The following is a 17,909-nucleotide window of genomic DNA, read 5'->3' on the forward strand; positions in this document are numbered from 1 at the left end:
TCTCATCAGTGCTGCGGCTTACGATATGACTTTAACGATGAATCAGCGACAGACAAAACGATGAAAACGATACTGATTACCGGTTGTTCTAGCGGTATTGGCTACCATGTAGCCGTTGGTTTACAACAGCGTGGCTATCGAGTGATCGCCACCGCGCGTCAGCCTGCCGACGTTGAAAAATTAAAACAGCAAGGGCTTGAATCGATCCCCTTAGATTTAGCCAGTTCGGCTTCCATACATCAGGCAATGGATTGGCTTGAAAGGCAAACCGAGGGAAAACTGTTTGCCCTGTTTAATAACGGAGCTTATGGTCAGCCTGGCGCCATAGAAGACCTCAGTCGTGATGTACTAAGACAACAGCTTGAGACCAATCTCTTGGGATGGCATGAACTCACCTGCCGAGTACTGCCCTTAATGCGTCGTCAGGGCGTGGGCCGAATTATTCAAAATAGCTCCGTGCTGGGGCTGATCACGATGCGCTTTCGTGGTGCTTACAATACCAGTAAATTTGCCCTTGAAGGTTATACTGATACGCTGCGTCAGGAACTCGCTGGCAGCGGTATCTCTGTATCACTGATTGAGCCAGGGCCGATCAAAAGCAAGTTTAGAGAAAACGGCTTGAAGGCATTTAAAGCCAATATTGATGTGGCATCGAGCCCTTTTAGCGACACCTATAAGAAAGTACTGCAACGCTTAAGTAGCGCAGATAGCGGCGATGATCTTTTCACATTAGGGCCCGACGCGGTGTTAGACAAAGTGATCCATGCGTTAGAAAGCAAACGTCCTAAAGCACGCTACTATGTCACCTTGCCGACCTATCTTTTCGGCTTTCTCCGGCGAATATTATCCACTCGGCTACTGGACTGGCTATTGCTTAAGGCATCTGCATCCGAACACAAATAACGAAGGCTTGAATCGTGCACTTCAGTCACAACTTTTAGCGACTATAAGCGACGATAACCGTTATTACTAATAATTAAGCCCTTGCACTCGAACCTAAATGTTCGAGTGCAAGCCAAACATATTACCTTCGGTGTCTGTCGCCAACGAAATAAAGCCATACGCATCAATAGCCATTTTGGGCCTAAGAACCCGACCGCCTGCCAAATCGACTCGCGCCTCCTCAACCGCACAATCTTCACATGAAAAATAGATCAACGTACTATTTCCACCCGCAGAAAAGCCCTCCATTTTAACCAAGGCCCCCGTTGAGCCATATTCTTCCATATCTGACGGAAAAGATAACATTTCGACACCCGAATCATTAGGGTCTTGCAAAACCTCTAAGCTAATATCGAGTACGGACTCATAAAACTTCTGTGCTCGCGCCATGTTATCGACATAAATTTCAAACCAAACAACTGGGTTCTTGGACATAACAACTTCCTCGATGTGCATTCAGGTGTCTGACACTTTCGAGTTGAATCCATGCAAGAACGGAAAGTTTGTCAGCTAGACGTTACATTACAAAGTAGCCTAAAACAAAAAAGGCAGCCAACTGGCTGCCTTGATAAGTCTTTTTTGTCGTACTAAGAGATACCGTTAAAATGTATCGCTAACAACACCACTAAAAAATACTACTGGGATTAACCCATCAGTCCGCTACGCTCCATGATCGCCTTAATCTCAGGCAAAGAGGCTGGATCATCAATCGTTGATGGCACCGTGTAATCTTGTCCGTCAACGACTTGACGCAGCAACTTACGCAAGATCTTACCCGAGCGCGTTTTAGGTAAACGCTGCACGATAACGGCGCGCCTGAAGCAAGCGACTGCGCCGATCTCCTTGCGCACCATTGCTACCAACTCGGCTTCAATCTGCTTCTCATCGACTTCTATACCATTTTTAAGTAGCACCAGACCGATAGGCTGCTGCCCTTTCAGTGGATCATCGATGCCAATGACCGCACACTCGGCCACCGATGGGTGATCAGCAACGATCTCTTCCATCTCTCCGGTAGACAAACGATGCCCTGCCACATTAATCACATCATCGGTACGGCCCATAATAAAAACATAGCCTTCATCGTCTTTATAGCCACCATCGCCAGAACAGTAATAACCAGGGAACTCGGTCAGATACCCGGTGCGAAAGCGTTCGAAATCACCCCAAACCGTTGGCAGACAGCTTGGCGGTAGTGGCAATTTAATCGCGATACTGCCCTGCTCGCCATTGGGCAACTCATTGCCTTCATGATCTAAAATCTGGATATTGAAACCACTTACCGGCACCGTCGAAGAACCCGGTTTAGGTTCGAGCATTTCGACACCGGTGAGGTTACCACAGATTGCCCAGCCGGTTTCAGTCTGCCACCAGTGATCGATAACAGGTTTACCGAGGGTCTCTTTGGTCCAGTGATAGGTCGGCGGATCAAGCCGCTCACCGGCCATAAAGACAGTTTCTAGCTGACTCAGATCATAGGCCTTCAACAGCTCCGAATCTGGATCTTCTTTCTTTATTGCGCGAAAAGCGGTCGGCGCGGCAAACAGCGCTTTAACACCGTACTCATTACAAACGCGCCAGAACGCACCCGCATCGGGTGTTCTAATCGGCTTGCCTTCATAAACAAGGGTGGTGCAACCCGCTAGCAGCGGACCATACACAATGTAAGAGTGACCCACGACCCAACCGACATCGGAAGCGGCCCAGAAAACATCGCCCGGCTCCATGTTGTAAATCGCTTTCATGCTGTATTTCAGCGCTACCGCATGACCACCATTATCACGTACAACACCTTTCGGCTTACCTGTCGTACCCGAGGTATAAAGTATATATAAAGGATCGGTAGCCTTCACCGGAGTGCAGTCGGCGGGTTCAGCGACGGCCATCGCGTCAGCCCAATCAATATCACGACCTTCGATCATCTCTGCGCTGACCTGTGGACGTTGAAACACAATACAACGATCGGGTTTATGCGCTGATTTCTCGATGGCTTCATCCAATAGCGGCTTATAAGCAATCACTTTTTCAATTTCGATACCGCAAGAAGAGGTCACCACGACCTTCGGTTCGGCATCGTCAATACGCACGGCCAGCTCATGAGGCGCAAAGCCACCAAACACCACCGAATGGATCGCACCCAGACGGGCAACGGCCAACATCGCAATCACCGATTCGGCGATCATCGGCATATAGAGTACCACCCGATCGCCCTTTTCTACCCCTTGTGCTTTGAGCACGCCGGCAAATTTAGCCACCGCATCGCGCAGTTCTAAATAGGTATAGCGTTGTTTTGTATTCGTCACCGGCGAATCGTAGATCAGCGCATCTTGATCTCCGCGTCCCGTTTCAACGTGGTAATCGAGCGCCAGATAAGCGGTATTCATCTCACCATCGGCAAACCAGCGATCAATCCCGTTTTCATCCTTGCTGAGAATGGTTTCAGGGGTCTTAAACCACTTAAGCGCATCAGCTTTCTCAGCCCAGAACGCTTCAGGGGTTTCGATTGATTTTCTGTATTCTTCTTTATATGACATAGCACTGGCCCTTCAGTATAACCTTTATTATCTGTGTTAGGCCGACAGCATTCGCTTAACTTAAGCCGATCATAGTATGCGCCGGTATTCACTAATTGAGGCACACTCTAACCGAGATAGTTATAAATGGAACTACTACAAAAGGCTATATTGTCATACGATATGGAAAGAATCATGACTCAAAGCGCTTTTTGAGCCAGTATTTAGGCTAAAAAAATGTTGATTCAAATCAATTGTCGACAATCCATATTTGGCTTGTTGCTGAGCTCATTGCTTAAAGACATAAAAAAAGCTGCATAACGCAGCTTTAGGGAAGGTGCGAATAAGTCCGTTATATTCTCTGCGGACATTAGAATGGCCAGATACGCGAAAGCCAGTGCAGCGAAATGTCTGGACCTTTTCAAACTGGCTGACAAAGTAGATGACCATTCTAATATCCGCCCTTCGGGGCTTTCAGAGAAGCAGGATCTCAGCGTTAACATTTTTCGACGTACAACCAGTATGCCTGTAACTGTTGCCTTGATCTCCAGCTTCTCTGTAAGCCAGAGGCGTAATTGACTTATTCGCACCTTCCCTAACCACGGCTTATTCGGCTGCAGGGCGACATTTGACAGTCAACTGAGTTTCCCAGATACGGCTGACGGCTTGTCGATCTTCTTCTAACTCATCGGCGCTAACGCTATTGGTGCGGCCTTGCAGTACCTGACGGTGCCCAACGGAGCGATAGTCTTTGTACGCTTCTCGCAGGATCTGAGCTTCTTCGTCGGTCATGATGCCGGTCTTTTCCATGGCCTCGAGAATACGAATGTTATCGGTATAATGGATTAATTCGGGGTATTGATGGGCATAGGTTAACGCGTTGTATTGCACTATAAACTCTATATCCACCGTGCCGCCGCGATCCTGTTTCAGGTTGAAGAGTGTATGCGCGTCTTTATCGGCGGTACCTAAATGATCGCGCATTTTTTCCCGCATCTTGATCACTTCTGCGGCGAGGCTCGCTTGCTCCCGAGGTTGACTGAGAATAGCATGACGTACCCTTTCAAATTTCTCTTTCAATGCGCTTGATCCGGTAATGACGCGCGCTCTGACTAAGGCCTGATGCTCCCATGTCCATGCCTCTTTTTCTTGATATTCGGAAAATGCTTTGAGTGAACTGACGAGTAAACCTGATTTACCCGAGGGGCGCAGTCGCATATCGACTTCATAGAGATCACCGCCGGTGGTAAAGGTATTCAGTATATGAATGATTTTTTGCCCTAAACGAGTAAAGAAAACCGAGTTTACGATCGGTTTCCGGCCCTCGGTGTACAGGCTGGCATCGGCATCATGAATAAACACCAGATCAAGATCTGAACCGTAGGATAACTCGATGCCTCCTAACTTACCGTAACCGACGATGATAAAGTCAGGATCGCAGGGAATACCGGGAACCCGCATGGGGACACCGTGTTTTTCAGATAATTGTCGCCAAGCGATGTCTAGCACGACCTCGAGAATCGCTTCTGCTAACCAAGTGAGGTAATCACTGACTTTCATAAGTGGCAGTGCGCCGGTGATGTCTGAGGCGGCAACGCTAAGCATATGAGCGCTCTTGAAGTAACGCAGAGTATCCATCAACTGTTCTTCATCTTCTTCAGGAATGCGTAACAGCTGCTGACGTAGATCGGATTGTAGGGCTTCTTTCGAGGGCGGCGAGTATAGACGTCGCTGATCGATCAACTCATCCAGTAGTACCGGTTGTTTCGTCAGGGTTTGACTGAACCATGCACTGGCAGAACAGAGTCGCACCAGCTGTTTCATCGCATCGGGGTTTTCGGCTAAGAGCACCAGATAAGAGGAACGACGGATAATCGCCTGTATCAGTAATAACACCCGTTCGAGAGTTTCACTGGCGTTATCCACAGCGACTACTTCCGTCATGAGTTTGGGGAGCACCGCCAGTAAGCGTTCATGTCCAACGGCCTGCATGACCTGTACTGAACGACTGGATTTGAGATGATTAAACGCCTGCCATGCACGTTGTGGATTATCTAGGCCGTGACGGGCAAAAAAAGTTTCACCTTCATCGCTATCAAATGTTTTGTTCCACAGTAGTAACCAGTCACTATGCTGATCATCTTGATCACTGACGGGCTCTGCTGGGGCGATAACGTCACTGAAATATTGACTCACCTTATGGCGGTGACGCTTGAGTTCCGCCATAAAACAGTCCCAGTCATCAAAGCCCATGCTATAAGCCATCCTCGCTTGACCAATGGGTTCTGTCGGGAGCTCTTGTGTTTGCCGATCGGCGACCGCCTGAATCACATGTTCGGCATTACGTAAAAAGATATAAGCATCGCTTAGATCGGTAACGGCGGAGGCCGGCAGTCCCACGGTTTCTGGCAGTAGCGGTAAAATAGTCAGCAATTCTCGTTGCTGTAAACGCGGATCACGTCCACCGCGTATCAATTGAAATGCTTGAGCAATAAACTCCACTTCGCGAATCCCGCCGGCACCGAGCTTCACATTACCTTGTAAGCCTCGACGGCGAACTTCTTTACTGATCATCTCTTTCATGGAACGCAGTGAATCAAACGCGCTGAAATCGATATATTTTCGATACACGAAGGGACGTAGTAGGGTTAATAATTCGGCGCCTGCTTGCTGATCACCGGCCACGACTCTGGCTTTGATCATGGCGTAGCGTTCCCAATCCCGGCCCTGAGTTTGATAGTAATCCTCCATCGCAGGAAAACTACAGACCAATGGACCGCTAGCCCCATAGGGCCGGAGCCGCATATCGGTACGGAAAACAAAGCCATCGGCGGTGATATTATCGAGTGCTTGAATGAGCTTTTGACCTAAGCGACTAAAGAAGTCTTGATTAGCCAGAACGCGGCGCCCGCCTTCAGTCATGCCTTTTTCGGGATAAGCAAAGATGAGATCGATATCCGACGATAGATTGAGTTCGTGAGCACCGAGTTTACCCATGCCCAATACCACCAATTGTTGCGCTTGCTTGGGCGAGCCATCATCTGGCGCGTTATGAGGGGTGCCCCACTTAGTACAGCAATCACGATAGAGCCAAGTGAGAGCCTGATCGATACAAGCGTCAGCTAACGCAGACAAATCAGAGGTGGTGGCTCGCATATCGACCGCACGGCTCAGGTCTCGCCATATAATACGCACCATCTCCCGTTGCCGGAACTGTCGCAACACTTGTTGGAGTTGTACCTCGGTGTCGATTGCGTCTAGACGCTGTTGCAACTGCTGTTGATATTCATCGGCAGCATAGGCGCGATAGAGATCATTGGCCTGTTGTAGCTCGCAGAGTAGCAAAGGCCTACGACTCAATTGATCGGCGACATAATCACTGCCAGCTAACACGCGTAGCAGATCGCTATAAAAATGCTCATTTTGAGCGCATAATGGCTCGATGGCCTCGGTGATTTTATCGAGGTTCAGTGTTGTATTGGCTTGAATCAGAGAGGGCTGTTGCTGAATTAATTGACTGAGCATAATCGAGGTACTCTGTTCGCTGATCGATTGATCTTTTCAGCTTAACAAAAAGTATTTTTTGTCTCGACTGGTTTTAGTAGAATAGGACTGTAATTAAAATTTAATAATCGTTGTTTCTCAGGATAAAAAGTCTATAAAACAGCGATTTAAAATTTAGCTTTCGTGTGTGTGTTGTGAAAATGCGATTAATTAAAATCAATTGGATGACACTTATGTTTCATTTTCACTACAAATAGATGTAAAGCCCACGTATACTCGCCCAAAATTTGCACTAACGCCGGTGATTTTATGGTGACTAATAACCCGATTATGCAGATGTTTGCACGATCTCCTTTTCAGCCGATGCAAGAACATATTGCAAAGGCCCACTCATGCGCTATTCAGCTTATTCCTTTTTTTGATGCTGTGATGGCCGAAGATTGGCAACAGGCGGCTGAAATTCAGCACACTATTGCGGTGCTTGAAGGTGAAGCCGATACCATGAAAAAAGAGATTCGCATGAATCTCCCTAATAGTTTGTTCCTCCCTGTGCCGCGCACCGATCTGCTCGAATTACTGCGGATGCAGGATAAAATTGCTAATCGGTCAAAAGATATTGCCGGTCTGATGTTGGGCCGAAAAATGTTGATTCCGGTGCAGATACAACCCGCCATTGCCGATTATATTCGGTCTTCCCTGAAAACCTCAGGACAGGCACTGATTGCCTTGAATGAGCTTGATGAGCTCGTTACCACGGGGTTTCGTGGCCATGAAGTCGATGTCGTAGAGCAGATGATTCATGACTTAGATGATATGGAACACGATGCCGATGAGATGGAACGAGAGGTGCGCTCTTCGTTGTTTGATGTGGAGAAAGAGCTGCATCCGATCGACGCTATGTTCCTTTATCAGATTATTACGTGGATCGGTGATCTTGCCGATAAGGCACAACAAGTAGGCAGTCGCCTGCAGTTGTTGCTGGCTAAATAATCGCTGCGAATAAACTTTCTCTGAATTTTTAAATTAGGTAGTTATCATGAGCATCATTGCAGACTATGGCAATATCCTGGTCATTATGGCATGTGTGTTTGGATTCTTTATGGCCTGGGGTGTGGGCGCTAACGATGTGGCTAATGCGATGGGAACCTCGGTGGGTTCAAAAGCATTAACCTTGAAACAAGCGATTATTATCGCGATTATCTTCGAGTTTGCCGGTGCTTATTTGGCGGGTGGTGCGGTTACCGCGACCATTCGTAAAGGCATTATCGATCCGGGTATCCTCGCGGGTTCGCCTGATTTGCTAGTGTATGGCATGCTCTCGGCGTTGCTGGCCGCAGGTATTTGGTTGTTGATTGCTACCGCCATGGGCTGGCCCGTGTCTACCACACACTCTATTGTTGGTGCGATCGTCGGCTTTGCTGCCGTGGGTATCTCGGTTGATGCCGTACATTGGGGTAAGGTGGGCAAAATTGTGGCGAGCTGGGTGGTATCGCCGTTGACGGCCGGTATTATCGCTTTCTTCTTATTTCGTAGTGTGCAGCGATTGATTCTTGATACTGAACATCCGTTTCGAAATGCGAAAAAATATGTACCGATGTACATTTTTATCGTGGGTTTCATGATCTCGATGGTGACATTTACCAAGGGGCTTAAGCATGTTGGTTTAAACCCGGGTTTCGGCATGAGTGCGCTAATCTCTGTCGGTATTGCGCTGCTTACGATGGGGCTGGGTATCTTGATGCTGCGTAAAATTCATGTACTCGCCGAAGAGAACGTTGATTATCACTTTACCAGTGTTGAAAAAGTGTTTGGCGTATTGATGATGTTTACTGCCTGCGCGATGGCCTTCGCGCATGGTTCTAATGATGTGGCCAACGCCGTGGGGCCGTTAGCGGCTGTGGTCGGTGTGGTGGCATCCGCGGGTGAAGTGGCACAGGAATCATCGATGCCGGTGTGGATCTTGTTACTTGGTGGCGGTGGTATCGTGGCTGGATTGGTAATGTATGGTCATAAAGTGATCGCGACCGTGGGTAATAATATTACCGAACTGACTCCCAGCCGTGGTTTCGCGGCCACGTTAGCAGCGGCTTCTACCGTGGTATTTGCTTCAGGCACCGGATTACCGATTTCGACCACGCATACCCTCGTGGGTGCCGTGTTAGGGGTGGGCATGGCAAGAGGTCTATCGGCGCTTAACCTACAGGTTGTCGGTACGATTTTCGTTTCATGGGTGGTGACGCTGCCAGCGGGTGCGCTGCTCTCTATCATTATTTTCTTTACCCTGAAGGGCATCTTTGGCTAATCGTTAGTTCAGCCGCAACAAAAAGGCGATCAGAGTGATCGCCTTGAGATGAACTCCGCCTTGAGCGGAGTTTTTTGTGTCTAGCGTTTAGCTTTACTGTTGAAACACTAATGCTCCATTAAGCAGGGTGTAGCGCACAACGCCTTTTAGCGGGAAATTCATAAAGGGCGTATTGGCCCCAGCTGAGCGACGGTTTTCATCGGTGAGCATCCATTCCTGTTGTGGATCAAAGATGCAGATATCCGCGCTGCTGCCGGGGGTGAGAGTTCCCAAATCAATATTCAGTACGCTGGCGGGGCCCGAGGTTAGCTTAGCTAGCATTTGCGGTAACGAGATAAGCTCTTGTTGTACCAGCATCAGTGATAGCGATAGCAGTGTTTCAAGCCCTGTCATGCCCGGCTCGGTGGCGGCAAAAGGCGCTTGCTTGGCGGCGAGTTCATGCGGTTGATGATCGGAACAGATAGCCTGAAAACCATCGCTGACAAGCGCGTGACGTAAACCTGCGCGATCGAGCTGACTGCGTAACGGTGGAATCAGGTGAAAATTAGGATCGAAACCGTTAACGTTTTCATCGGTTAGGAGTAGGTTTTGAATGGCGATATCGGCGGTCACGCGTAAACCGCGGTGACGGGCATCGGTGACCATTTTGACTGAACGCTCACAAGAGAGTTGGCCAAAGTGAGCTTTAACGCCGGTTTGTTCCACTAGTAATAGGCAGCGAGCGACTTCGATCGTTTCCGCGCTTTCCGGAATACCGCTAAGGCCGAGACGAGTACAGGTGATATCGTCATGCATAGTCCCCCCCGCTGCTAGATCGGCATCCATCGGTTGAAAAATAACCAATAGATCATGTGTCGCGGCGTATTCTAGGCAGCGCACTAGAGTGAGAGAGCTATGAATTGGCTGACGCGCGTTAGTAAAGCCGATACAGCCGGATTGACTTAAGCCATACATAGGACTTAATTGTTCGCCTTTTAGCGCTTGTGTTAGCGCCCCCATCGGTAATACTCGGGCGTTGCCTGCTTGTTTGGCGAGATCTTCGATAAGATCAATCACCGCGGTGGTATCGGCGATCGGTTTCGTCAGCGGAGGCATACACAGGGTGGTGATACCGCCGGCGGCAGCGGCGGCGGTTTCACTGGCGATGGTGCCTTTGCGGCTATAACCGGGCTCTCGCAGGTTAGCGCAGAGATCAATTAATCCTGGGCTAACGATCAGATTGCAGGCATCGATATTTTGATCCGCAACAAAGCCATCTGGCGCTTGACCTAATGCGGCGATCTTGCCGTCGCTGATATACAGGTCGGTGAGCAGATCGAGATTGTTGGCTGGATCAATGACGCGACCGTTTTTGATTGCAATATTTAGTGTCATAACGTTACTCGCTTTCCCGCGCGGCCTGTTGTTCGGTGATCTGTCCGCCCATCGCCATTGACATCACCGCCATGCGAACGGCGATACCGTTTGTTACTTGTTTGAGAATCATCGACTTAGGGCCGTCGGCAACCGAGGTCTCGATCTCTACGCCGCGGTTAATCGGCCCTGGATGCATCACGATGGAGTCGGGATGCGTGAGCTTGAGTTTCTCTTCGGTAAGACCGTAACGGCTGTAAAACTCGGATTCGCTCGGTAGTAGGGCGCTCTGCATGCGTTCTTTCTGCAGCCGTAACATCATGACGACATCGACATCTTTGAGTCCCTGTTGCATATCGGTAAACACAGTCACCCCGAGGGCTTCAATATGTCTGGGGAGCAGCGTAGTCGGTGCAATGACACGAATCTCGGTTGCCCCTAGTGTGCGTAGTGCGTGAATTTGTGAGCGCGCCACTCGGGAGTGGAGAATATCACCCACAATCGCAACGGTTAACGGCTCAAATGCCCCTTTGTGCTGACGAATCGTGAGCATATCCAGCATTGCTTGCGTTGGATGAGCATGCCGTCCATCACCGGCATTGATCACGGCGACATGGGGAGTCACATCGCGCGCAATATAGTGCGCCGCGCCGCTATCGGAATGGCGTACGACGAACATATCGGAATGCATCGCTTCCATCGTCATCAGGGTGTCTTTAAGGGTTTCACCTTTGGAGGTTGACGAGGTTTTGATATTTAGATTTAGCACATCCGCTGAGAGCCGCTTGGCGGCCAGTTCAAAGGTGCTGGCGGTACGCGTGCTGGCCTCAAAGAATAGATTGACGACCGTTTTTCCTCGCAGCAGTGGCACCTTTTTAACTTGTTGTGCATTCATATCCACAAAAGAGTCGGCAGTATCGAGGATCTCAGTCAGCATCTCCCGGCTGAGCCCTTCGGTGGTGAGGAAGTGTTTAAGCTGACCGGCGCTGTTCAGCTGGATCAGATTGGGATCTTGTTGTACAAACATGGCAGATTCCGACGATGAGTTATAAATGAGTTTTCTTGCGGATTTCCAGTGCTAACGGTGTTGGTCCGGTGAGTTTGACCTGCTCGTCTTCGTCTAACTGCAGTATATCGCCCGTTACATCCGCTTGAATAGGAAGCTCACGTTGATTCAAATCGAGTAGTGTGACCAGCGTAATGGAGGCCGGTCGGCCGTAATCAAAGAGCTCATTCATGGCCGCTCGAATCGTTCGACCACTCATGATGACATCGTCTACCAGAATGATATGACGATCCTCAGTGGAGCTCGGCAATGCCGAAGGCTGAACTTTGGGGTTGAGGCCGACGCGAGTAAAATCATCTCGATAGAATGATATATCCAGTGTGCCCAGCGGGCTATCGAGGTCGAGCTGTTGATGTAGGTGCTCTGCCAGCCAAACGCCACCGGTGCGGATACCGATAATCATCGGATCGCTGATCTGTCTTGCTTTGATTAGAGTGGTGAGATCTGCCGCCATTTTGGTTAACAGGTGATCTACTTTAATTACGCCCGATACCATAGAGGTCCTCCAGTCGAGTTTCACTGGAAATTAGCTGATCCGATTCAAACCAGCTTTCCAGAATCAGTTGCGCGGCGATGCCGTCAACGGAATTTTCTTTAAAATTATGACTGCCACCTCGGGCCAAGCTGATCTGTTTGGCTTCGCGGGTTGAGAGCCGTTCATCCATCAAATAGCAGGGGAGCTGACAACGTTCTTTGAGACGGTTAGCAAATTTGCGTGCTCGACGCGACATATCGCTGATGCTGCCATCCATATTCAGAGGAATACCGACAACGATAGCGACGGGCTGCCACTCAGTGATGAGTGTTTCAATGGTTTGCCAGTTGGGAATGCCATCGCGGGCGCTAACTGGCGGTAAAGGCGAGGCTGTACCGGTAATTGCCTGACCGGCGGCTATGCCAATCCGGGTGGTGCCGAAATCGAAGCCTATAACTGGACCTGATAGTGTGATCATTCCGCTTCTTTGCGTGGGTTAATGGTGAGGAGTCCGATCAAGCGTGACCGCTTTGAGAGGTTAACAGGTTAAGGTTAATTCCCATGCTTGCTGCTGCCGCTTGAAGTCGCTCCTGCGCCGGAGTGTGAAACATTATATCTAAATTAGCGGGGCAACTTAACCACGCATTATCAGACAATTCGTGTTCTAACTGTCCGGCTCCCCAGCCAGCGTATCCAAGGGCTACTAAAAAGGTATCTGGGCCACGGTTTTCACTGATGGCTTGAAGAATATCCATCGAGGTCGTCAGACTTACTTGAGCGTTGATGGGGTAACTAGAATCCCATTGATTGTCACTATGACAGTGAAGAATGAAACCGCGATCGGCCTGTACTGGGCCGCCGGTATAAATGCGGATACCTGGCTGAACGTGATCATGATTAAACTCGAGCAGTTGCAGTAGCTCATTGAGATCCATCTCAGTGGGCTGATTAATGACAATGCCCATGGCGCCGGATTCATTGTGTTCACAGATATAGATGAGGCTCTGCGCGAATCCGGGATCATCGAGGTGCGGCATGGATAGCAGAAAATGCCCCTGCAGACTGCCGGGCTGATAAAGTGAAGCGGACGATGTTGTCATCATGATTACCTGCCCTTGAGTCGTATCGAAGTCAGATGGTAAGTGATCGAGTCTGTGAGGTTCAGACCAATAAGAGCTAGTATGCTCGGATCGATTTTTCGAATTTCCACGTACGAATGATTTCCAGCATCTCGGTATTTTTGCGCATCTCGATAGGAAACTTCTGAAACGGGGCCGCTAGTTGCACGATCCGCATCGCCGCATCATCGAGCACCTTGTTACCCGAGGAATGCGTGATGAGGATTTCCTTCACGCTGCCGTCGGGTAAGATACGCACCATCATGCGCAAACTACCGTATAGCTGATTTTGCTGAGCCTCTTGTGGATAATTAAGATTACCCACTGATTCCACTTTACGGCGCCAGTTAGCGAGGTATACCGCATCACTGTGACTCTTGGTTGAAGCGGAGGTTAAGCGTTTTACTCGTGGTCGCTTCGCAAATTCCTGCCGTTGAAATTCTAGCTGAGCTTCGAGGCTGGCGATCTCGAGGCTTCGTGATAACAGTGATTGAGAACTCCCAGGAGGAGGGGGCGGCGGTGCCGAGGCGCGATGCTGTTTGGGCTTATGGCTATTTTTTCGCTCTTGCTGCGCCTGCGTGACGAGCACGGCTTGTTTGGCGCTAACGGCGGCTTCAGTGTTATCGACAATCGCGGCGGGCGGCGCGGTTTTAATCGGGGTGGGGAGCGGCTCAGCCTTGACGGGCTGAGTTAGCGGTTGTGACGCAGCGGTTTCCTGTATATCCCGATGCTGAAAGTCGGCTTTCTCGCGAGTCGCGGGTAGCGCTTTTTCATCCAGTTGACCGCTGCCTTGTTGATCCGCTTGAGCGATAAAATCAGCTTCTTCCGGTGGTTTATCGCTCTTGAACTGGGCTAAGGTTATTTCCAGCGTCTGCGCTGGCGGCGCTTTGGGGGTGACAGCAAAGCCAATGCCAAGAATAGCGGCGGCATGCACCGCCACGGCCAGAAATAACGTAAAGCCGAGGCGGTCAGCGGCAGAAACAGCGGCGATGGCTTTACTCATCGCGCGTTCTCGGCCGTCAAGGGTTGATGTGCAAGCTTATCCATGGCTCTGCTTAAGTTTGGCTTCGATGACATCCATCAGTTGCATCCCGATATCCAAGCCAAACTGATCATCCAGTTCGCGGATACAGGTGGGGCTAGTGACGTTGACTTCTGTGAGATAATCACCGATGACATCTAAACCGGCAAATAGAATACCCTGAGCTTTGAGTGTTGGGCCTACCTGCGCGGCAATCCAGCGTTCTCGTTCGGTCAGCGGACGGCCTTCGCCGCGGCCTCCGGCGGCGAGATTACCGCGCGTTTCGCCATTGGTTGGGATCCGTGAGAGGCCGTAAGGTACCGGCTCGCCATCGATCATCAGGATACGCTTATCACCATCGACAATTTGCGGTAGATATTGCTGCGCCATAATGGTTTCGGTGCCGAACTTGGTGAGGGTTTCGATAATGACCCCGAGGTTGACGCCTTCTTCCTGAATACGGAAGATTGAGGTGCCGCCCATCCCATCGAGGGGTTTGAAGATGACATCTTTGAATTCCGCATGAAACTCCCGCAGTAGATCGTCACGCCGTGTCACCAATACCGGTGGGCAGCATTGCGGGAAATGGGTAGCAAAGATTTTCTCGTTATAATCTCGTAGTGCTTGAGGTCGGTTAACCATCAGGGTGTTGCCCTGAGCCGCGGCCATTTCAAGCAGGTGAGTGGAATAGATAAATTCGTTATCGAACGGCGGATCTTTACGCATCAAGACGACATCGAGTGTACTGACCTCTTGCACTTGATAGTCGCCGCGAGTGAACCATTTTTCAGGGTTCATCTCGACGTTCATCGGTGCCATCTTTGCCAAGACTTTACCATCACGTAGGTAAAGATCTTGCTGCTCCATGTACCATATCTCCCAGCCTTTACGCTGAGCGGCCCAAAGCATGGCGAGCGAGCTGTCTTTCTTGAAGCTGATGGCTTCGATCGGATCCATCACTATGCCGATTTTAACTGTCATTGATGCGCCTTGTTTATCTTAAAAGTTTAGCTGTTAATTAGCCGTCGTTAATGTCAACGAATTCTACCCGCCTGTTACGGTCATCACCAGTGTTACCGTGGTTTGTTCTGCTTATCTGAGGTCACCCCAGAGATATTGTAGTACCGATAACGCCGCAACTGGGGCGGTTTCTGTACGAAAAACCCGAGGGCCAAAGGCCACCGGTTTGAACCCCTTGGACAGCGCCAAGGCAACTTCGGTTTCACTTAATCCACCTTCAGGCCCGATTAAGAGGGCAATCGAGTTGGGTTTATCAAAATCACCGAGCGGTTGCTCGGTATGGTGGTGTAATACCAGTTTTAGATCGGCCTCAACGTTATCGAGCCAGCTATGTAGCGATTGTGGCTCGTCGATTTCGGGCAGATCGCAACGTAAGCTCTGCTCACAGGCACTGATAGCCACCTGTTGCCAGTGTTGTCGGCGTTTATCTTGACGTTCGTTGTTTAGCCGTACTTCGCAGCGATCGGTAAATAGCGGCGCCATGGCCTGCATACCCAACTCGGTGGCTTTCTGTACCGCATAATCCATTCGCTCGCCGCGGGAGATCGCTTGACCAATGGTGATCTTCAGCGGGGATAGTCGTTGCGGTTGCGTCGCTTGCGTGATGTGCACGGTCGCGCTGCGTTTCGCTACTTCCGTTAGCTTGGCGGTATATTCACAGCCATCGCCATTGAAGAGCACGAGTGAATCACCGGGACGCATACGCAGTGCTCGACAGACATGCTGAACAACGCTATCGCTGAGGCAAAGATCATGGCCTGCGGTGATCGCTTGAGGCTCATAAAAACGTGGAATTCTCATGTGTATATCAATCAGATCTGGATTTAAGCGGTTATTATGCCACGGCCACAAACGATCAGTTAGCCGGATATTGTTGTATAAGCGGATAGCACGATCGGTGATGCGCCGTATCCGGGCTGATGGGCGTGGTTATGTGGCGATGGAATAGAGACGCCCTCTCAAGATACACTATCGGCGTATAAAAAAGGCAGAGTGAGTACTCTGCCCTGTTTTTGGGGTGGTTAAACTGTCGTCTGAGATAGGCCGTCAGGCGCTCTTGAGACGTTTAACCGCGTCGCTCAGTACTTATAGACCGGCGGCCGCGCGCAGTTCATCAGCCTTATCTGTTTTTTCCCAAGAGTAAGCGGTAAAGGTTTCATTACCGGACGTCATCTCATAAGGGTTATGACCGAAGTGACCGTAAGCCGCGGTTGGGCGGTACATCGGGTGTAATAGATCCAGCATCCGAGTAATCGCATGAGGCCGTAGATCGAAGTGATTACTTACCAGTTCGATGATTTTCGCGTCGGAAATTTTGCCCGTGCCGAAGGTGTTGATCGATACTGAGGTCGGTTCTGCGACACCAATGGCGTAAGATACCTGTATCTCGCACTTGTCGGCTAAGCCTGCCGCAACGATGTTTTTGGCGACATAGCGCCCCGCGTAAGCTGCTGAACGGTCTACTTTCGATGGGTCTTTACCGGAGAATGCACCGCCGCCGTGACGGGCCATGCCGCCGTAGGTATCAACGATAATTTTACGGCCGGTCAGACCACAATCGCCAACTGGACCGCCGATCACGAAGTTACCGGTTGGATTGATGTGGAACTTGGTGCTCTTGTCGATCCATTCAGCCGGCAGGGTGTGCTTGATAATCAGTTCCATGACCGCTTCTTGCAGATCGGCCATCGATACTTCAGGGTTATGTTGCGTCGATAATACCACCGCATCGATACCGACCGGCTGACCATTCTCATAGCGAAAGGTCACCTGACTCTTGGCATCGGGGCGTAACCAAGGCAATAAACCGGATTTACGCGCTTCGGCTTGACGCTCAACCAAGCGGTGAGCGTAGCAGATGGGCGCGGGCATCAGCACATCGGTTTCGTTGCTGGCATAACCAAACATCAAGCCCTGATCGCCAGCACCCTGATCTTCAGGGTTGGCACGATCGACACCTTGATTGATATCCGGTGACTGCTTGCCGATGATGTTCAGGACACCACAGGTCGCGCCATCGTAGCCAACATCGGAGGAGGTGTAACCGATATCACAGATAACGCCACGGACGAGGGCTTCTAAATCAACCCAGGCGGAGGTAGTAATCTCGCCAGAGACAATCGCGACACCGGTTTTAACCATGGTTTCGCATGCCACACGGGCGTATTTATCTTCAGCAATAATTGCATCAAGAACTGCGTCAGAAATCTGATCGGCGATCTTGTCAGGATGACCTTCGGAAACGGATTCCGAAGTAAACAGGCTGTATTCGCTCATTACGCGTCTTCAATCCTAGCTTATGAGAATGATGTATGGCATCGGACCGATGGTCCGAGTATTAGAATGGATGCTATTTTAATCGTGTTCAGGCGTGATTGCATGGGCGGTGTTCCTGTTTTAGATGATTTTTTTACTTTTTTAGATGAAAACGGCTCATTTTCATTAAATTTCTCTGAAATAGGTTTGAAGCGAGCGGACGGTTACGAGAAAATAGCGGCCTATTTTTTATCGGTGCCCAACGGCTCATCTTTTTTAGTTAAAAGGTGAGGCAGTCGCATCAACACACTTTTTAATCTCAACTTGGGCTTCTTCAGC

The 17,909-nt window shown here is 49.9% G+C and carries 16 protein-coding genes; 4 read left to right on the forward strand and 12 right to left on the reverse strand.

From position 1 onward, the window contains the following. Positions 1-60: 60 nt before the first annotated feature. Positions 61-903, forward strand: coding sequence for an SDR family oxidoreductase (locus tag Q4488_RS06210; protein ID WP_303579605.1), 843 nt, complete (start codon positions 61-63; stop codon positions 901-903). A 93-nt stretch (positions 904-996) separates the two neighbouring features. Here Q4488_RS06210 and Q4488_RS06215 read toward each other — a convergent pair whose 3' ends face one another. The 3 genes from Q4488_RS06215 to glnE form a co-directional block, all read right to left on the reverse strand. Continuing rightward, entirely contained in the window at positions 997-1,377 is a 381-nt protein-coding gene (locus Q4488_RS06215; RefSeq protein ID WP_303579606.1) for a VOC family protein, read from the reverse strand. Positions 1,378-1,586: 209 nt separating this feature from the next. Beyond that, positions 1,587-3,476, reverse strand: a complete 1,890-nt coding sequence (locus Q4488_RS06220) for a propionyl-CoA synthetase (RefSeq protein WP_303579607.1) — start codon at positions 3,474-3,476, stop codon at positions 1,587-1,589. Positions 3,477-4,061: 585 nt separating this feature from the next. Continuing rightward, positions 4,062-6,980: a bifunctional [glutamate--ammonia ligase]-adenylyl-L-tyrosine phosphorylase/[glutamate--ammonia-ligase] adenylyltransferase gene (glnE, locus tag Q4488_RS06225; protein ID WP_303579608.1), complete on the reverse strand. Its 2,919-nt coding sequence runs from the start codon at positions 6,978-6,980 to the stop codon at positions 4,062-4,064. 288 nt (positions 6,981-7,268) lie between these two features. Between glnE and Q4488_RS06230 the strand changes: the two genes are divergently transcribed. Then, a complete protein-coding gene (locus Q4488_RS06230; protein WP_303579609.1) occupies positions 7,269-7,949 on the forward strand; it encodes a TIGR00153 family protein in 681 nt (226 codons plus the stop codon). 46 nt (positions 7,950-7,995) lie between these two features. Beyond that, complete coding sequence (locus Q4488_RS06235; RefSeq protein ID WP_303579610.1) at positions 7,996-9,261, forward strand: inorganic phosphate transporter; 1,266 nt, start codon at positions 7,996-7,998, stop codon at positions 9,259-9,261. Between the two features lie 93 nt (positions 9,262-9,354). Here the strand turns inward: Q4488_RS06235 and Q4488_RS06240 are convergent, their stop codons facing one another. From Q4488_RS06240 to metK, 9 genes are all read right to left on the reverse strand, one after another. Then, the gene (locus Q4488_RS06240) at positions 9,355-10,635 is read right to left on the reverse strand and encodes a dihydroorotase (protein WP_303579611.1); all 1,281 of its coding nucleotides are present in this window, start codon (positions 10,633-10,635) and stop codon (positions 9,355-9,357) included. A gap of 4 nt (positions 10,636-10,639) precedes the next feature. Beyond that, a complete protein-coding gene (locus Q4488_RS06245) occupies positions 10,640-11,641 on the reverse strand; it encodes an aspartate carbamoyltransferase catalytic subunit (RefSeq protein ID WP_303579612.1) in 1,002 nt (333 codons plus the stop codon). Between the two features lie 19 nt (positions 11,642-11,660). After that, positions 11,661-12,176, reverse strand: coding sequence for a bifunctional pyr operon transcriptional regulator/uracil phosphoribosyltransferase PyrR (pyrR, locus tag Q4488_RS06250; RefSeq protein WP_303579613.1), 516 nt, complete (start codon positions 12,174-12,176; stop codon positions 11,661-11,663). Next, a complete protein-coding gene (gene ruvX / locus Q4488_RS06255) occupies positions 12,157-12,633 on the reverse strand; it encodes a Holliday junction resolvase RuvX (RefSeq protein ID WP_303579614.1) in 477 nt (158 codons plus the stop codon). Before ruvX ends, pyrR begins: the two co-directional genes overlap by 20 nt. A 37-nt stretch (positions 12,634-12,670) precedes the next feature. Then, positions 12,671-13,258: a YqgE/AlgH family protein gene (locus Q4488_RS06260; protein WP_303579615.1), complete on the reverse strand. Its 588-nt coding sequence runs from the start codon at positions 13,256-13,258 to the stop codon at positions 12,671-12,673. 73 nt (positions 13,259-13,331) lie between these two features. Continuing rightward, a complete protein-coding gene (locus Q4488_RS06265; RefSeq protein WP_303579616.1) occupies positions 13,332-14,276 on the reverse strand; it encodes an energy transducer TonB in 945 nt (314 codons plus the stop codon). Positions 14,277-14,312: 36 nt separating this feature from the next. Further along, positions 14,313-15,275, reverse strand: a complete 963-nt coding sequence (gene gshB, locus Q4488_RS06270) for a glutathione synthase (RefSeq protein WP_303579617.1) — start codon at positions 15,273-15,275, stop codon at positions 14,313-14,315. A gap of 111 nt (positions 15,276-15,386) precedes the next feature. Next, on the reverse strand, positions 15,387-16,115 hold the full coding sequence (locus tag Q4488_RS06275; RefSeq protein ID WP_303579618.1) for a 16S rRNA (uracil(1498)-N(3))-methyltransferase: 729 nt from the start codon (positions 16,113-16,115) through the stop codon (positions 15,387-15,389). Between the two features lie 285 nt (positions 16,116-16,400). Continuing rightward, positions 16,401-17,591, reverse strand: coding sequence for a methionine adenosyltransferase (gene metK, locus Q4488_RS06280; protein ID WP_303579619.1), 1,191 nt, complete (start codon positions 17,589-17,591; stop codon positions 16,401-16,403). Positions 17,592-17,657: 66 nt separating this feature from the next. Between metK and Q4488_RS06285 the strand changes: the two genes are divergently transcribed. Then, complete coding sequence (locus Q4488_RS06285) at positions 17,658-17,861, forward strand: hypothetical protein (RefSeq protein ID WP_303579620.1); 204 nt, start codon at positions 17,658-17,660, stop codon at positions 17,859-17,861. The last annotated feature ends 48 nt before the right edge of the window (positions 17,862-17,909 follow it).

This window comes from Amphritea sp. 1_MG-2023 (assembly GCF_030547545.1).
Lineage (GTDB): Bacteria > Pseudomonadota > Gammaproteobacteria > Pseudomonadales > Balneatricaceae > Amphritea.

Coding starts and splice junctions, on each gene's coding strand:
- Q4488_RS06210 (WP_303579605.1), top strand. CDS start 61: ATGAAAACGATACTGATTACCGGTTGTTCTAGCGGTATTGGCTACCAT.
- Q4488_RS06215 (WP_303579606.1), bottom strand. CDS start 1,377: ATGTCCAAGAACCCAGTTGTTTGGTTTGAAATTTATGTCGATAACATG.
- Q4488_RS06220 (WP_303579607.1), bottom strand. CDS start 3,476: ATGTCATATAAAGAAGAATACAGAAAATCAATCGAAACCCCTGAAGCG.
- glnE (WP_303579608.1), bottom strand. CDS start 6,980: ATGCTCAGTCAATTAATTCAGCAACAGCCCTCTCTGATTCAAGCCAAT.
- Q4488_RS06230 (WP_303579609.1), top strand. CDS start 7,269: ATGGTGACTAATAACCCGATTATGCAGATGTTTGCACGATCTCCTTTT.
- Q4488_RS06235 (WP_303579610.1), top strand. CDS start 7,996: ATGAGCATCATTGCAGACTATGGCAATATCCTGGTCATTATGGCATGT.
- Q4488_RS06240 (WP_303579611.1), bottom strand. CDS start 10,635: ATGACACTAAATATTGCAATCAAAAACGGTCGCGTCATTGATCCAGCC.
- Q4488_RS06245 (WP_303579612.1), bottom strand. CDS start 11,641: ATGTTTGTACAACAAGATCCCAATCTGATCCAGCTGAACAGCGCCGGT.
- pyrR (WP_303579613.1), bottom strand. CDS start 12,176: ATGGTATCGGGCGTAATTAAAGTAGATCACCTGTTAACCAAAATGGCG.
- ruvX (WP_303579614.1), bottom strand. CDS start 12,633: ATGATCACACTATCAGGTCCAGTTATAGGCTTCGATTTCGGCACCACC.
- Q4488_RS06260 (WP_303579615.1), bottom strand. CDS start 13,258: ATGATGACAACATCGTCCGCTTCACTTTATCAGCCCGGCAGTCTGCAG.
- Q4488_RS06265 (WP_303579616.1), bottom strand. CDS start 14,276: ATGAGTAAAGCCATCGCCGCTGTTTCTGCCGCTGACCGCCTCGGCTTT.
- gshB (WP_303579617.1), bottom strand. CDS start 15,275: ATGACAGTTAAAATCGGCATAGTGATGGATCCGATCGAAGCCATCAGC.
- Q4488_RS06275 (WP_303579618.1), bottom strand. CDS start 16,115: ATGAGAATTCCACGTTTTTATGAGCCTCAAGCGATCACCGCAGGCCAT.
- metK (WP_303579619.1), bottom strand. CDS start 17,591: ATGAGCGAATACAGCCTGTTTACTTCGGAATCCGTTTCCGAAGGTCAT.
- Q4488_RS06285 (WP_303579620.1), top strand. CDS start 17,658: ATGGATGCTATTTTAATCGTGTTCAGGCGTGATTGCATGGGCGGTGTT.